This window comes from Saccharopolyspora sp. NPDC049426 (assembly GCF_040676935.1).
GTDB lineage: Bacteria > Actinomycetota > Actinomycetes > Mycobacteriales > Pseudonocardiaceae > Saccharopolyspora.
In genome coordinates this window covers 476,174-489,190 of sequence record NZ_JBFAPZ010000004.1, presented here as the reverse complement: position 1 = coordinate 489,190, position 13,017 = coordinate 476,174, and the positions used below count along the sequence as shown (strand labels likewise).

General features: G+C 70.1%; 14 protein-coding genes. 4 read left to right on the top strand and 10 right to left on the bottom strand.

What is annotated here, in order from left to right; all coding sequences use genetic code 11:
- Positions 1–17 precede the first annotated feature (17 nt).
- A complete protein-coding gene (locus AB0J78_RS11285; protein WP_363788725.1) occupies positions 18–779 on the top strand; it encodes a FadR/GntR family transcriptional regulator in 762 nt (253 codons plus the stop codon).
- Between the two features lie 113 nt (positions 780–892).
- Here AB0J78_RS11285 and AB0J78_RS11280 read toward each other — a convergent pair whose 3' ends face one another.
- The 9 genes from AB0J78_RS11280 to AB0J78_RS11240 all read right to left on the bottom strand — a co-directional run bounded on the left by AB0J78_RS11280 (position 893) and on the right by AB0J78_RS11240 (position 7,924).
- The gene (locus tag AB0J78_RS11280) at positions 893–1,693 is read right to left on the bottom strand and encodes an IclR family transcriptional regulator (RefSeq protein WP_363788723.1); all 801 of its coding nucleotides are present in this window, start codon (positions 1,691–1,693) and stop codon (positions 893–895) included.
- Between the two features lie 36 nt (positions 1,694–1,729).
- Positions 1,730–2,113 (bottom strand): 4-carboxymuconolactone decarboxylase, encoded by a 384-nt coding sequence (gene pcaC, locus AB0J78_RS11275; RefSeq protein WP_363788721.1) that lies wholly within the window; start codon positions 2,111–2,113, stop codon positions 1,730–1,732.
- Positions 2,110–2,868: a 3-oxoadipate enol-lactonase gene (gene pcaD / locus AB0J78_RS11270; protein WP_363788720.1), complete on the bottom strand. Its 759-nt coding sequence runs from the start codon at positions 2,866–2,868 to the stop codon at positions 2,110–2,112. Before pcaD ends, pcaC begins: the two co-directional genes overlap by 4 nt.
- On the bottom strand, positions 2,865–4,190 hold the full coding sequence (pcaB, locus tag AB0J78_RS11265) for a 3-carboxy-cis,cis-muconate cycloisomerase (RefSeq protein ID WP_363788718.1): 1,326 nt from the start codon (positions 4,188–4,190) through the stop codon (positions 2,865–2,867). The genes pcaD and pcaB overlap by 4 nt, the downstream gene beginning before the upstream one ends.
- Before the next feature lie 38 nt (positions 4,191–4,228).
- Positions 4,229–4,789, bottom strand: coding sequence for a protocatechuate 3,4-dioxygenase subunit alpha (gene pcaG, locus AB0J78_RS11260; RefSeq protein WP_363788717.1), 561 nt, complete (start codon positions 4,787–4,789; stop codon positions 4,229–4,231).
- Entirely contained in the window at positions 4,789–5,541 is a 753-nt protein-coding gene (gene pcaH / locus AB0J78_RS11255; RefSeq protein ID WP_363788715.1) for a protocatechuate 3,4-dioxygenase subunit beta, read from the bottom strand. The genes pcaG and pcaH overlap by 1 nt, the downstream gene beginning before the upstream one ends.
- 209 nt (positions 5,542–5,750) lie before the next feature.
- Complete coding sequence (locus AB0J78_RS11250; RefSeq protein WP_363788714.1) at positions 5,751–6,506, bottom strand: CoA-transferase subunit beta; 756 nt, start codon at positions 6,504–6,506, stop codon at positions 5,751–5,753.
- Positions 6,503–7,324 carry a CoA-transferase gene (locus tag AB0J78_RS11245; RefSeq protein ID WP_363788712.1) on the bottom strand — a complete coding sequence of 274 codons (822 nt, stop codon included), beginning with the start codon at positions 7,322–7,324 and terminating at the stop codon, positions 6,503–6,505. Before AB0J78_RS11245 ends, AB0J78_RS11250 begins: the two co-directional genes overlap by 4 nt.
- Positions 7,325–7,438: 114 nt before the next feature.
- A complete protein-coding gene (locus AB0J78_RS11240; RefSeq protein WP_363788711.1) occupies positions 7,439–7,924 on the bottom strand; it encodes an NUDIX domain-containing protein in 486 nt (161 codons plus the stop codon).
- 206 nt (positions 7,925–8,130) lie between these two features.
- Here AB0J78_RS11240 and AB0J78_RS11235 point away from each other — a divergent pair, with 206 nt between their 5' ends.
- Entirely contained in the window at positions 8,131–9,576 is a 1,446-nt protein-coding gene (locus AB0J78_RS11235) for an Nramp family divalent metal transporter (protein ID WP_363788710.1), read from the top strand.
- Here the strand turns inward: AB0J78_RS11235 and AB0J78_RS11230 are convergent.
- Positions 9,573–10,529, bottom strand: coding sequence for a DUF3048 domain-containing protein (locus AB0J78_RS11230; RefSeq protein ID WP_363788709.1), 957 nt, complete (start codon positions 10,527–10,529; stop codon positions 9,573–9,575). The two genes, AB0J78_RS11235 and AB0J78_RS11230, sit on opposite strands and share 4 nt — an antisense overlap.
- A 166-nt stretch (positions 10,530–10,695) precedes the next feature.
- On the opposite strand from AB0J78_RS11230, the gene AB0J78_RS11225 reads away from it, so the two are divergent.
- Together AB0J78_RS11225 and AB0J78_RS11220 are read left to right on the top strand one after the other, a co-directional pair.
- A complete protein-coding gene (locus AB0J78_RS11225; RefSeq protein ID WP_363788708.1) occupies positions 10,696–12,024 on the top strand; it encodes a carboxypeptidase regulatory-like domain-containing protein in 1,329 nt (442 codons plus the stop codon).
- Positions 12,025–12,090: 66 nt separating this feature from the next.
- Positions 12,091–12,834 (top strand): SDR family oxidoreductase, encoded by a 744-nt coding sequence (locus AB0J78_RS11220; protein ID WP_363788706.1) that lies wholly within the window; start codon positions 12,091–12,093, stop codon positions 12,832–12,834.
- The last annotated feature ends 183 nt before the right edge of the window (positions 12,835–13,017 follow it).

The following is a 13,017-nucleotide window of genomic DNA, read 5'->3' as shown; positions in this document are numbered from 1 at the left end:
GTGCGAAGGGGACCCGATTGACCGGCTTCGAATCCGACGCGGAAGCGGGGGACGCCGAATGGCGCCCGGTTGCGCGCACCCGCACCTACGAGCTGGTCATCGACCGGATCGAGGAGCAGATCGTCTCCGGCACGCTCCAGGTCGGTGACCGGCTGCCCGCCGAACGCGACCTGGCCAAGATGCTCGGCGTCAGCCGAGCCGCGGTCCGGGAGGCCTTCCGCGCGCTGGAAGCCCAGGGCGTTCTCCGCATGAACGTCGGCACCGGGCCCGATTCGGGCACCACCGTGGCGGCCCTGCCCAGCGAGGCGCTGACCCGGCTGCTGCGACTGCACGTGGCGCTGGCGAACTTCCCGGTCGCCGACGTGGTGCGCGCCAGGATCATGCTCGAACGCGAGAGCGCCCGGCACGCCGCCACCCGCGCCCGGCCCGACGACCTGCGCAGGCTCGGCGAACTCCTCGACGAGATGGACTCGCCCGACTGCGACCGTGCCCGCTTCAACGACCTCGACGCCGAGTTCCACGTCGGCATCGCCGAAGCCGGCGGGAACCGCCTCGTCGCGGACATGACCATCGCCATCCGGGAGTCGATGCGGCGACCGCTGCTGGCGGCGTTCGACGAGCTCGGAGACGACTGGTACCCGATCGCCGAGGAACTGCGCCACCACCACCGCGCGATCTACCAGGCGCTGCGCGACGGCGACGCCGATGCCGCCGAGAAGCTCACCGAGTCCCACATCCGCGCCTCCTACCGGCACGGCTGGGCCCAGGAGCTGACCTAGGTGCCGTGAGGAGCGCGGCGGAGCCGGTGTTCTCAGGTGTGGGACTCAGCTCGCACCGCCGCAGGTTCTGCTACCGGCACCGCTGAGCAAAGCAACCACGAAACCGTTCCGGTTCAGCGGACCACCGCGCGCGACTGCGGGGAGACCGCGAGGTCGGCGGCGATGCGGCGGGTGGTGTCCAGCAGGGGCGGCAGCAGGTCCTCGTGCGCGGCTTCGAGAGTGGTCCGGCTGGCGTGCGAGGAGATGTTGGCGGCGGCGACGACCCGGCCGTAGCGGTCGCGGATCGGAGCCGCGATCGAGCGCAGGCCCGCCTCCAGCTCCTGGTCGACCAGCGCCCAGCCCTGCGCCCGGATGCGCGCCAGCTCCTCGATCAGGTCGGCGCGGGTGGTGATGGTGTGCGGGCCCAGCGGCGCGAGGTCGACCTGGTCGAGGTGCGCGTGCAGCTTGTCCTCGGGCAGATCGGCCAGCATCACCCTGCCCATCGAGGTCGCGTAGGCGGGGAAGCGGGTGCCGATGTTGATCGAGACCGCCATGATCCGCGAGGTGGGAACGCGGGCGACGTAGACGACGTCGGTGCCGTCGAGCACCGACACCGACGCCGATTCGTGCACCTCGGAGACGAGCTGCTCCAGGTGCGGCTGGGCGATCTCCGGTAGCGAGACGCTCGACAGGTAGGAGAAGCCCAGCTCCAGCACCCGCGGGGTCAGCGCGAACACCCGGCCGTCGGTCCACACGTAGCCCAGGTGCACGAGGGTGTGCAGGAACCGGCGGGCCGCCGCGCGCGAGAGATCGGTCGCGCGGGCGACCTCCGACAGCGTCATCTCCGGGCTGGCGTCGTTGAACGCGCGGATCACCAGCAGTCCGCGCGCCAGCGACTGCACGTACCCGGTGCCGGTGTCGGACTCGGACTCCATCGGTGATCCCCCTCGTCGGCGCAGCTCCAGGTGAAGTTACTCCGTCTGCTCTTCGGCCAGGATCGTATTGGCGATGCCGAAGGCGGTGTTCGCGCGGGGAACACCCGCGTAGATCGCCACGTGCATCAGCACCTCCTTGATCCGCTCCGGTTCCAGGCCGTTGCGGCGGGCCGCGCGCACGTGCATCGCGAACTCGTCCTCGCAGCCGGTCGCGGCCAGGATCGCCAGCGTCAGCATGCTGCGCGTCCGCCGGTCGACGCCGTCGCCGGTCCACACCTCACCCCACGCGTAGCGGGTGATGAAGTCCTGGAAGTCCTCGGTGAACTCGGTCTTGCGCGCGTTGGCGCGGTCGACGTGCGCATCGCCGAGGACCGCGCGGCGCACCTGCATCCCCGCGTCGTGACGGGCTTCGTCGCTCATGCGGCTCCTCCGAAGTGCTCCAGCAGCAACCGGTTGACGGTCTCGGGCTGCTCGGCGTTGGCCAGGTGCGCGGCCGGCGACAGCACTTCCACCCGCGCGCCCGCGACGCCGGCGGCGATGCGCTCGGCGTGCGACGGGGGAGTGGCGGGGTCCTCCGCACCGGCGATCACCAGGGTGGGAGCGGTAATGCCGGGCAGACCGTCGAGGATGTCCATGCCGGCGATCGCCTCGCAGCACGCCGCGTATCCCTCGGCGTCGGCCTTGGTGATCATGTCGCCGAACTTCGCCCGGATGTCGGGGAGCTCGGCCGCGGCCGGGGTGAACCAGCGCGGCAGGGACGGCTCGACCATCGCGGCCATGCCGTTGGCGCGCACGGTCGCGGCGCGGTCGAGCCACGCGCTGCCGCCCAGGTCTGCCGAGGTGCAGATCAGCGCCAGCCGGCCGATGCGCTCGGGCGCGTGCTCGGCCAGCCACATCCCGGTCATGCCGCCCAGCGACACCCCGGCGAAGTGCGCCTCGGCGATGTCCAGCCGGTCCAGCAGCTCCAGCACGTCGCCGCCCAGCTGCGCCAGCGTGTAGGGGCCGGGCTTGCCCTCGGTGCCGCCGTGCCCGCGCTGGTCGTAGCGCAGCACGCGGAACCTGTCGGTCAGCGCCGGGACCTGCTCGTCCCAGAGGCGCAGGTCGGTGCCCAGCGAGTTGGACAGCACCACGACCGGCGCCCCCTCGGGGCCGGTCAGTTCGTGGTTGACGTTCAACGCTTCTCCAATCCGGTGTGTCCGGTGTGTGCGGCCAGTGCCCGGTCGATGAAATCCGATGCGGCGCCCAGGTAATCGCTCGCCGACGTGGCCGCGATGACGTCCTGTTCGGACAGCACGTCGCGCACCTTCGGCTCGGCGAGCAGTTCGGCCCGCAGCGTGCTGCCGCGTTCGACGGTGCGGCGGCACAGCTCGGCGACGAGTTCCTGGGCTTCGGTGCGGCCGAGCGCGCCGGCCAGCCGGGCTGCGGCGTTCTCGGCGAGCACCAGGCCGCGGGTGAGTTCGAGGTTGGCGGCCATGCGGTCGGGGTGGACGCGCAGGCCCGACAGGAGCTCTCGGGTTCGGCGGGCGGCGCCTGCGGTGAGCCTGAGCAGTTCGGTCAGCGGTTCCCACTCGGACTGCCACGCCCCGGCGGCGCGCTCGTAGGGCTGCGGCATCGCCGACAGCAGCGTCGCCACCAGGCCCGGAACCCGATGGGTCGCGGCGGTGATCAGCACCGACGTGGCCGGGTTCTGCTTGTGCGGCATGGCCGAGGAACCGCCCGGCTTGCCCTCGGTGAGCTCACCGACCTCGGTCTGGGCGTGCAGCTCGACGTCCAGGGCGATCTTGCCCAGCACCCCGGACACCGCGCCCAGGGCACCGGCGAGCTCGGCGATGCGGGTGCGGTCGGTGTGCCAGGGCAGCACCGGTTCGGCCAGGCCGAGTCGCTCGGCGAGTCCGGCCAGCACTCTGGGGCCGTCGGGTCCCAGCGAGGCGAGAGTGCCCGCCGCGCCGCCGAACTGGACGGCCAGCGGCACCCGCTCCAGCCCGGCGATCGCTTCGTCCAGGGCGGTCAGCCAGCCCGCGCAGCGCAGCCCGAACGTCGTCGGGAGCGCCTGCTGCAACAGCGACCGGGCGACGAGCACCGTGTCCCGGTGCTCGTCGGCCAACCGCGCGCACTCCCGAGCCGCTTCCCGGAGATCGCCGAGGATCAGGGCCAGGACGTCGCGGGTCACCAGCATCGCGGCCGTGTCGATGACGTCCTGGCTGGTCGCGCCCTTGTGCACGTGCGGCCGGGAATCCGGGCCGACCAGGGCGGTGAGGTCCTTGACCAGGGCGATCACCGGGGTCGCCGAGGACACCGCGCGCTCACCGATGGCGGCCGAGTCGAACTCCGCGGCACGGCAGTGCGCGGCGATGTCCGCGGCCGCCCCGGCGGGCACGATCCCGGCTTCGGACTGGGCGGTGGCCAGCGCCGACTCGAAGTCCAGCATCGCCTGCAACCACGCGTCGTCGCCGGTGCGCGCCGTCGCCTCCGGGGTGCTGAACATCGCACCGAACAAGCCGGCCTCCCTCGATCCCGTGTGGACTCGCGGCACCATCAGACCGCGAAGAACACCGTCTCGCCACCGCCCTGCAGGCGGATGTCGAACCGCAGGCCGTCGGCCTCGGCGACCCCGATCAGCGTGTCCCGGCGTTCAGCGGGCACCGCCGAGAGCACGGGGTCGGTGTCGTTGGCCGCCTCGTCCGGGAAGTACACGCGGGTCACGACCCGGTTGAGCATGCCGCGGGCCAGCACGGTGACGTCGATGTGCGGAGCCTCGGTCTGCCCGGCCGGGGTCGGCAGCGGACCCGGTTTGACCGTGCGGAACCAGAAGCGGCCCTCGGGGTCGGTGCCGCACCGGCCGAACCCCTGCCAGCCGGAGGACTCCGGGCGCGGGTCGTCGGGGTGGTCGAAGCGGCCCTGCTCGTCGGCCTGCCAGATCTCGATCACGCCGTCCGGGACGGGATCGCCGTTGCCGTCGCGGAGAACACCGCGCAGCACGAACGCGCCCTCGCGGTCGGCGGGGACCAGTTCGGGGCCGTCGTCCCAGAGCAGGCCCTCCGGCAGCGCGAAGAACGGGCCGACCGTCTGCGACGGGGTGGTGGCGGGAGCGCCCATCAGTCGTCGTCCTCCTCTTCCTCGTCCTCGAACACCGTGGCTTGGGGACCGCGCAGCACGATGTCCCACTTGTAGCTCAACGCCCACTCGGGCTCGGTCGACTCCAGGTCGAACCGCGAGATCATCCGCTCCCGCGCCTTCTCGTCGCGCACCGAGTTGAAGATCGGGTCCTGGGAGAACAGCGGATCGCCCGGGAAGTACATCTGGGTGATCAGCCGCTGCGTGAACGCCTGCCCGAACAGCGAGAAGTGGATGTGCGCGGGCCGCCAGGCGTTGTCGTGGTTGCGCCACGGGTAGGCGCCCGGCTTGATGGTGACGAACCGGTAGTTGCCCTCCGCGTCGGTCATGCAGCGCCCGGTGCCGGAGAAGTTCGGGTCCAGCGGCGCCGGGTGCCGGTCTCCCTGGTGCAGGTAGCGGCCCGCCGAGTTCGCCTGCCAGATCTCCACCAGCGTGTTCGGCACCGGCTTGCCGGAGGAGTCCAGCACCTTGCCGGAGACGATGATCCGCTCGCCCAGCGGTTCCCCGTCGTGCTGGGTGGTCAGGTCGTCGTCGTTGTCCGCGCACCGGTCCTGGCCGAGCAGCGGGCCGGTGACCTCGGTCAGGTACTGCGGCAGGTACTGCAGGGGCTGCTTCGGGTGCCGCAGCGTCGAGGACCGGTATTCGGCCGAATCCAGCGGCGCGTGCGAGGCATCGTCGGACGCGTACTCCGGCAGGATGAGACCGGATGCCGACCGAGTCTCATGAACAGTCATGGAAAAGCTCCTTGGACTTCACTGCGTTGTGGTCTCTTTGCTCGGCGGTGCGGGTGGCGGAACCTCAGACGTCTTCTGGCTCCGGGATCCGCGACTCATGCATGCCAACTTCGCTGCGGCTGTCCTCCCCAGAAGACGTCTGAGAACCCGCGGCGGTGCGTGTTGCTCAGGTGGCGAAAGAGGAAGCAACTTCGGTGCCCGCCTCGCGGTTAGACCGTAGCTTTCAGGGCGCGCAGGACTTCCAGCTCGTTTTCACTGGGCGGATCCTGGGTCCCGAGGTCGTCGGCCACCTTGAGGTCCCAGCCGGCGGCCTCCTGGGCCTGCTCGACGGTGGAGCCGGGGCTGAGCTCGGTGAGGGTGAGCTCGCAGGTCTCCGGATCCGGGCGCAGGACGCCCAGGTCGGTGATCACCTTGACCGGGCCGCGTCCGCGCAGGCCCAGCGCTTCGCGGTCGCCCTTGCCGGTCCCGTAGCCCAGCGAGGTCACGAAGTCCACGCGGTCGACGAAGCTGCGCGGGCTCATCCGCATCACGATCAGCACCTCGCGGCACGACGCCGCGATCTCCGGAGCGCCACCCGCGCCGGGCAGGCGCACCTTGGGGTTGCGGTAGTCGCCGCCGATGACGGTGGTGTTGATGTTGCCGAAGCGGTCGACCTGCGCCCCGCCGAGGAAGCCGATGTCGATGCGGCCCGGCTGCAACCAGTAGTTGAAGATCTCCGGGACGCTGATCACCGAATCCGCCGTGTCGGCCAGCACTCCGTCGCCGATGGACAGCGGCAGCCGGTCCGGCTTGGTGCCCAGGGTTCCCGATTCGTAGATCAGCACCAGGTTCGGCGCGTGCGTGCGGCGCGCCAGGTTCGCCGCCGTGCTGGGCAATCCGATGCCCACGAAGCACTTCGCTCCGTCGTCCAGCGACCGGGCGGCACCGACGGTCATCATCTCGTCGGAGGTGAACTCCAGGCTCATCGCGCGCTCCTCTCCGCACCGCGGACCTCGGTCGTCAGCCACTGCTCGAAGCGTTCGCGGTCCCGGCCGATCGGGTCCCATTCCTGGTAGTAGTCGTTGTCGCGCTCGTAGTAGCCCTGGGCGTAGGAGGGGTGCGCGCCGCGCGGCACCTCGGCGACGGCGGTGACCGCCCACTGGGGCAGCACGACGGCGCCGGGCACCGGGGTGAGCTCCTCGACGACCTCTTCGACGGTCACCAGCGATCGCTTCGAGGCCAGGACGGCTTCCTTCTGCACGCCCGTGATGCCCCACATCTGCACGTTGCCCGCCTTGTCGGCGCGCTGCGCGTGGATGATGCCCACGTCCGGGTTCACCGCGGGCACGGCCGTGAGCCGCTCGCCGGTGAACGGGCACTCGATGGGCTTGATGGTGTCGGTCTGGCCGGGCAGATCGGTGCCGGTGTAGCCGCGCAGTACGGCGAAGGGCAGCCCGGAGGCGCCTGCGGCGTAGCGGTTGGCCATGCCGGCGTGGCTGTGCTCCTCGATCTCCAGCGGCACCGGCCAGGAGTTCTGGATGGCGTCGCGGAAGCGGTGCAGCGACCCGACTCCGGGGTTGCCGCCCCAGGAGAAGACCAGTTTGCGCGCGCAGCCCGCGCCGATCATCTGGTCGTAGACGATGTCCGGCGTCATCCGGATCAGGGTCAGGTCCTTGCGGTGTTGCCGGATGATCTCGTGACCGGCGGCGACCGGGATGAGATGCGTGAAGCCTTCCAGCGCCACCGTGTCACCGTCGTGGACCAGCTCCGCGACGGCCTCGCGAAGGCTCAGGATGCGTGCCACCCCGACCACCTCTCGTTGTGCGCATAGTGAACAAGTGTTCTGTATGCGAACGATAGAGGACCCACTGCGGCCAGGTCAAGGGCGGTTTCGCCTGGTTGAAGGGTGTGGGAGCGGTCAGAGCTCGCTGGCGGCCGGGAGTCCGGCGGCGGGCAGGCCGAGGATCTCCACGGCGGCTTCGGCGGCCGCCGTGGCCTGCAAGTACCCGGTCTCGCCCCAGGCCAGAAGGTCACCGGCCTTGCTCGGGTGCACCAGCAGTCGCCGGTAGGTGCGCCCGCTGTCGGGGTCCGGTGCGGGTGGGTAGGCGCAGGAGATCAGCGCGGCCATCCGGACCTGCGCGTAGGGGGAGATGCCGTCGTTGACGCACTGGTAGCCGAGGTAGTGCGGCTCGTCGATGTCGACGGTGACCTCTTCCATGGCTTCGCGGCGCAGGATGTCGACGTAGGCGACCTCGCCCGGCTCCGGACGCCCGCCGGGCAGCGTGTGCTTGGTGCCGTCGAGGCGGATCAGCAGCCTGCCGTCTGGCACGAAGAGGAACCCGTACACCTGCCGCACCGCCAGACCCGCCGGAACGGGGTCGGTGTGCCAGGAGAACTTGGGCATTGGTGCGGGTCCCTTCGACAAGGTGCGGAGAAAAGATCACTTTACCCGAGAGGGCTGTGCGAGCACCTGCGTTCGAAAGGGTGTTTCCGCTGCGCACAGATCTCAAATCAGACATTCGGGATGGATTAAGTTCTGTGACCTGGTTCACAGGGCCGGTTCGGGTTGCTACACCAGATCGGCCGAATCCGCTCCAGCCAGGAGGCATCGTGGCCATCCAGGACCGAGAGGTACCGGAGGCAGGGGCCGTGGCCCGCGAACTGCCCAGCAGATTCCTGCCCGCGGCCAAATACCGAGACCTGCCCGAACCCCGCAAGTTCCGCCAGATCTTCGGGGCCAGCATCATCCTCACCGCCACCGCGATCGGTTCCGGCGAGTTCGTGCTGTGGCCCTACATCACCAGCCAGGTCGGGCTCGTTCTGATGTGGACGGCCGTGCTCGGCTTCTTCATGCAGTACATCCTCAACATGGAGATCGAGCGGTACACGCTTGCCACCGGCGAAACCGCGGTCACCGGCTTCACCCGGATCTGGCCGCCGCTGGGTGTGCTGATCACCGTCATGGCGATCATCCCGAACCTGTGGCCGGGCTGGGCGACCGGCGCGGCCACCATCGTCACCTACGTGGCCGGGGCGGGATCTCCGGTGCCCATCGCGATCGTGGCCATGGTCGCCATCGGCTCCGCCCTGACACTGTCCAAAGTGGTCTACAAGACCGTGGAACGCGTCGAGATGGTCCTGGTCGGCGGGATCGCGGTGTTCCTCGTCGTGGCCCTGTTCGTCGGAACCGGGCTGTCCGACTGGGCCGCGTTCGGCGCGAGCTTCTCCCACGTCGGCCAACTCCCGCCGATGGAGGAGGTCGGCGGGATCGCCGCGCTGCTGGGCGCGATCGCCTTCGCCGGGGCCGGCGGCGGCAACAACCTGGTCCAGAGCAACTGGGCGCGCGACAAGCAGATGGGCATGGGGCAGTACATGCCGCGCGTGACCTCGCCGTTCACCGGCGAGGAGGCCGCCGCCGCGGGGACCGGGCACATGTTCCTCGACAGCGACGAGAACCGGCGCCGCTGGAAGGGCTGGTGGAAGGTCGCCAACGCCGAGCAGTTCGGCACCTTCTTCCTGCTCGGCTGCGGAACGCTGGTGATCATGTCGGTGCTGGCCTACGCCACGGTGTTCGGCGTGCCGCTGCCGGATGACGACTTCGACTTCATCCGCGCCCAGGGCGAGATCTTCGGTCAGCGCTTCGGGGGCTGGTTCCAGACCGCCTTCTGGATGGCCGGTGCGATCGCGCTGTTCTCCACCCAGCTGGGCATCATGGACTGGGTCAGCCGGCTGACCGCCGACACCGTCAAGGTCACCTTCTTCCGCGGCAGCACGAAGGTCACCGAGAGCCGCATCTACTTCGCGGTGATCTGGGTGATGATCATCGCCGGGTCGGCGATCCTGCTGTCGGGCACCGAGGAGCCGCTGGCGCTGATCCTGATCTCCTCGTCGGCCGGCGGCGTCGTGATGTTCCTGTACTCGATGCTGCTGATCTTCACCAACCGCCGGTTCCTCCCGCGCGCGATCCGGCTGGGCGGCTGGCGGATGGTCATGATGTGCGTGGCCGTGGTGTTCTACGGCTACTTCTCCATCGCCCTGCTCGTCGACCAGTTCTAGACGGGGCTGAGCACGATCCAGACCTGACCGGCGTCCACCGGCAGCGGTGCGCCGGTCTGGTCCGCGTAGGTGGTGGGAGCTTCGGGGGACGGCCGGTTCCAGGTGCCCTCGAAGCTCTTGCCGTCGCGCAGCATCACCATCGGACCGCTGCCGATGCTCTCGGCCACCGGAGACGGGTTGCCCGCGGCGTCGCGCACCGCCGAATCGTGCGTGCGGACCTTCTGGACGATCACGGTCGAGACGCCGATCCGGCCGCTGTTGACCGCCGCGTAGGGCTCGCCGTCCATCGAGACCATCCACCGCCGCGACGGGTGGTTGTAGAAGAACCCGATGGTGGCGGCGGGGTAGCGGACCTCGTAGCGCTCGGTGGGCGCGCCGCCGTTGGGAACCTCGCCGATCAGCGGCCTGCTCGCTCCCGGCCACGGTTGCGCCGGCGGCAGCTTGGTCGAGTCGACGAACAGGTTGTGCGGCACCGGGCGGGCGTCGTCGCGGGAGTAGGCCTCGGGAGCGTTGGCGTCGGAGGCGTCGGTCAGCGGGGCCGCCGCGATGATCGGCAGCACCTCGGGGGCCGCGCCCGAGTAGGCCAGCGTCGGTCTCCCGTACTGCGGGAGGATCTCGGCGTCGGTCACGCGGGCGCTGCGCACCGGGCCGACGGTCTGGGGCTTGTGGGTGGCGAAGATGCTCAGTATTCGGCTCAGTCCGCCTTCGACCGGTTCGACGTAGACCACGTCCGCCGCGTCGATGCCCACCGGTGGGCGCCCATCCGAGGAGTTGTCGATCTTGATCGCCACCACGGGCGGTCCGTCCGGAGGCGCTGCGCCACCGCCCTGCTGGCCGGAGGTCGTCCCGCCGCCCTGCGGTGGGGGTGGAGCCGGAGTCGTCTGGCAACCCGTCAGAGCCAGGGTCGCGAGCATGATCAGCGCGGCGAAGGACGCGCATGAGCGGGTGCGCATGGTGCTGCCGAACTCCTTCCCCCCACTTTCCGAGGTTACGTATCCGGAAAGAATTCGCATTTCGATCGAGGTTGTGAGCCTGGGGGAGGCGCGCGCCGAAGTAAGTTAGCATTGCTAATGGTTGTTCGGAGCAACCGTTCTCCCGCGCCGCGAAGAAGGAGGTTCCTTGACCGAGGCACAGCCGCCCTCGACGGTCCGCACGCTGGTCAGCACCCTGTGGTTCCCCGCGTTCTTCATCTGCGGGTTCATGCTCTGCTACCTGCTGCCGATGCACGCGCCGAAACCCCACGACATGCCCGTCGTGGTCGTCGGCGACCAGGCCGCCCACCAGCTCGCCGCGACCTTCCAAGCGCGCATGCCCGGTGGCTTCGACATCACCCCGGTCCCCGACGAGGCCAGTGCGCGCGAGGTCATCACCCAGCGCGAGGCCGTCGCCGGGTACGACCCCACCACCGGTGAACTGCTCTACGCCAAGGCCAACGGCTCGGCGCTGATGATGATCCTGCAGCAGATCTTCACCCCGGTCGCCGCGGCCACCGGACACCACCTGGTGCTCACCGACCTCGCGCCGTCCGCTCCCGGCGACGTGATGGGCACCGGTCTGCTCTACTGCCTGCTGGCGATGAACATCCCGCCTTACGTCACGGTGATGATGCTGCTGCGCGCCGAACTGCGCACCCGTCAGAAGCTCGCCGCGCTGGTCGGGGTCGGCGCGTTCGCCTCGATCGTCTGCTACGCCGCCGCGCTGTCGATGGGCGTGATCTACAACCAGCCGTCGCTGCTGCTGGTCGGTTTCCTGCTGACCCAAGCCGTGGGCTGGACGTCGTTCGGACTCGTGCCGTTGGTCAAGCAGTTCCTGCCCGGCGTGGCGATGGGTCTGTTCGTGCTGCTGAGCATGCCGTCCTCGGGCGGTGCGATCCCGAAGGAACTGGTGCCGCCGTTCTTCCAGGCGCTGCACGGGGTTCTGCCGCTCGGGCAGGCGGTCGACGCGATGCGCGGCATCCTCTACTTCGACGGCGTCGGCGCTGCTCGCGGCATCCTCGGGCTGTGCTGCTGGTACGCCCTCGGCATCGCGCTGGTCGTCGGCCACCAGTGGTGGGTGCGGCGCAAGGCCGGGGCCGACCCGGAAGCGGTGACCGCCGCGGGCACCTACGAGCACGAGGACGACGGCGGCGTGGTGCTGGACCCGGTGTTCGAGGCGCCGAAACCCCGCAGGCACCGCACCCTCTCCGGCGCCGTGCGCGACAGCGGGGGAACCCCGGTTCCCGGCGCGGTCCTGACCGTCACCGACCAGTCCGGGCTGCAGCTGGCCCGCCTGGTCGCCTCGCCGGCAGGCGAGTACGAGGTGCACGACCTGCCCGAGGGTTTCGTGACGGTCGTGGTCTCGGCGCCGGGCAGGCGACCGGCCGTGGACCGGGTCAGGATCCGTTCAGGGCGGGTCGAGGGCCAGGACTTCGAGCTGCCGTCCGAGCGCGCCGTGGCGGCGCGGCAGTAGCCCGCGACCGCCGCCCGGATGCGGGGGCTGATCCGGGTTCGGGTGACGAGAGGTGACAATGAGGTCATGAGCAACACGCGGGTCGCGGTCGTGACGGGTGCCGGTTCGGGACTGGGGCGGGTGATCGCCCGAGCGCTGTTGGCGGAGGGGTACGGGGTGGCGCTGGCCGGGCGTCGCGCCGAGCCGCTGACCGAGGCGGCCGGAGACGCCGCGGGCGCTGAGGTCGTGCCCACCGACGTCACCGACCCCGACTCGGTCTCGGCGCTGTTCGACGCCGTTCGCGAGCGGTGGGGGCGACTGGACCTGCTCGTCAACAACGCCGGCACCTTCGGCCCCGCCGGTGACGTCGGCGAGCTCCCGGCCGCTGACTTCACCGCCGTGGTGCAGGCGAACCTGACCGGCTCGTACCTGTGCGCCCACCACGCGTTCCGGATGATGAAGGACCAGGAACCGCGCGGCGGCCGCATCATCAACAACGGTTCGATCTCCGCGCACGCGCCCCGGCCGCGCAGCGTCGCCTACACCGCCACCAAGCACGCCATCACCGGGCTGACGAAGTCGATCTCGCTGGACGGCCGAGCGCACGACATCGCCTGCGGGCAGATCGACATCGGCAACGCCGCCACCGACATGACCTCCGGCATCGCCACCGGTGCCGCCCAGGCCGACGGAACGGTGCGCCCGGAACCCACCTTCGACCCGCAGCACGTCGCCGACGCCGTGCTCTACATGGCCGGGCTGCCGCTGAACGCCAACGTCCAGTTCATGACCATCACCGCCACCACGATGCCCTTCATCGGCCGCGGCTGAGGCCGTTTGGGACTTTGGACTCGCTTTGCTTGGCGGTGCGGGTAGCAGAAACCCCCGAAGGGGAAAGCACAGCGGTTTCGTGGACTCCGTGCGCCGCTCCTGATGTATTCCGCTTACCCAGGGGGTGGACATCGGCGTCGCGGCGTACTCGCCACGAAACCGCTCAGAACCTGCGGCGGTGCC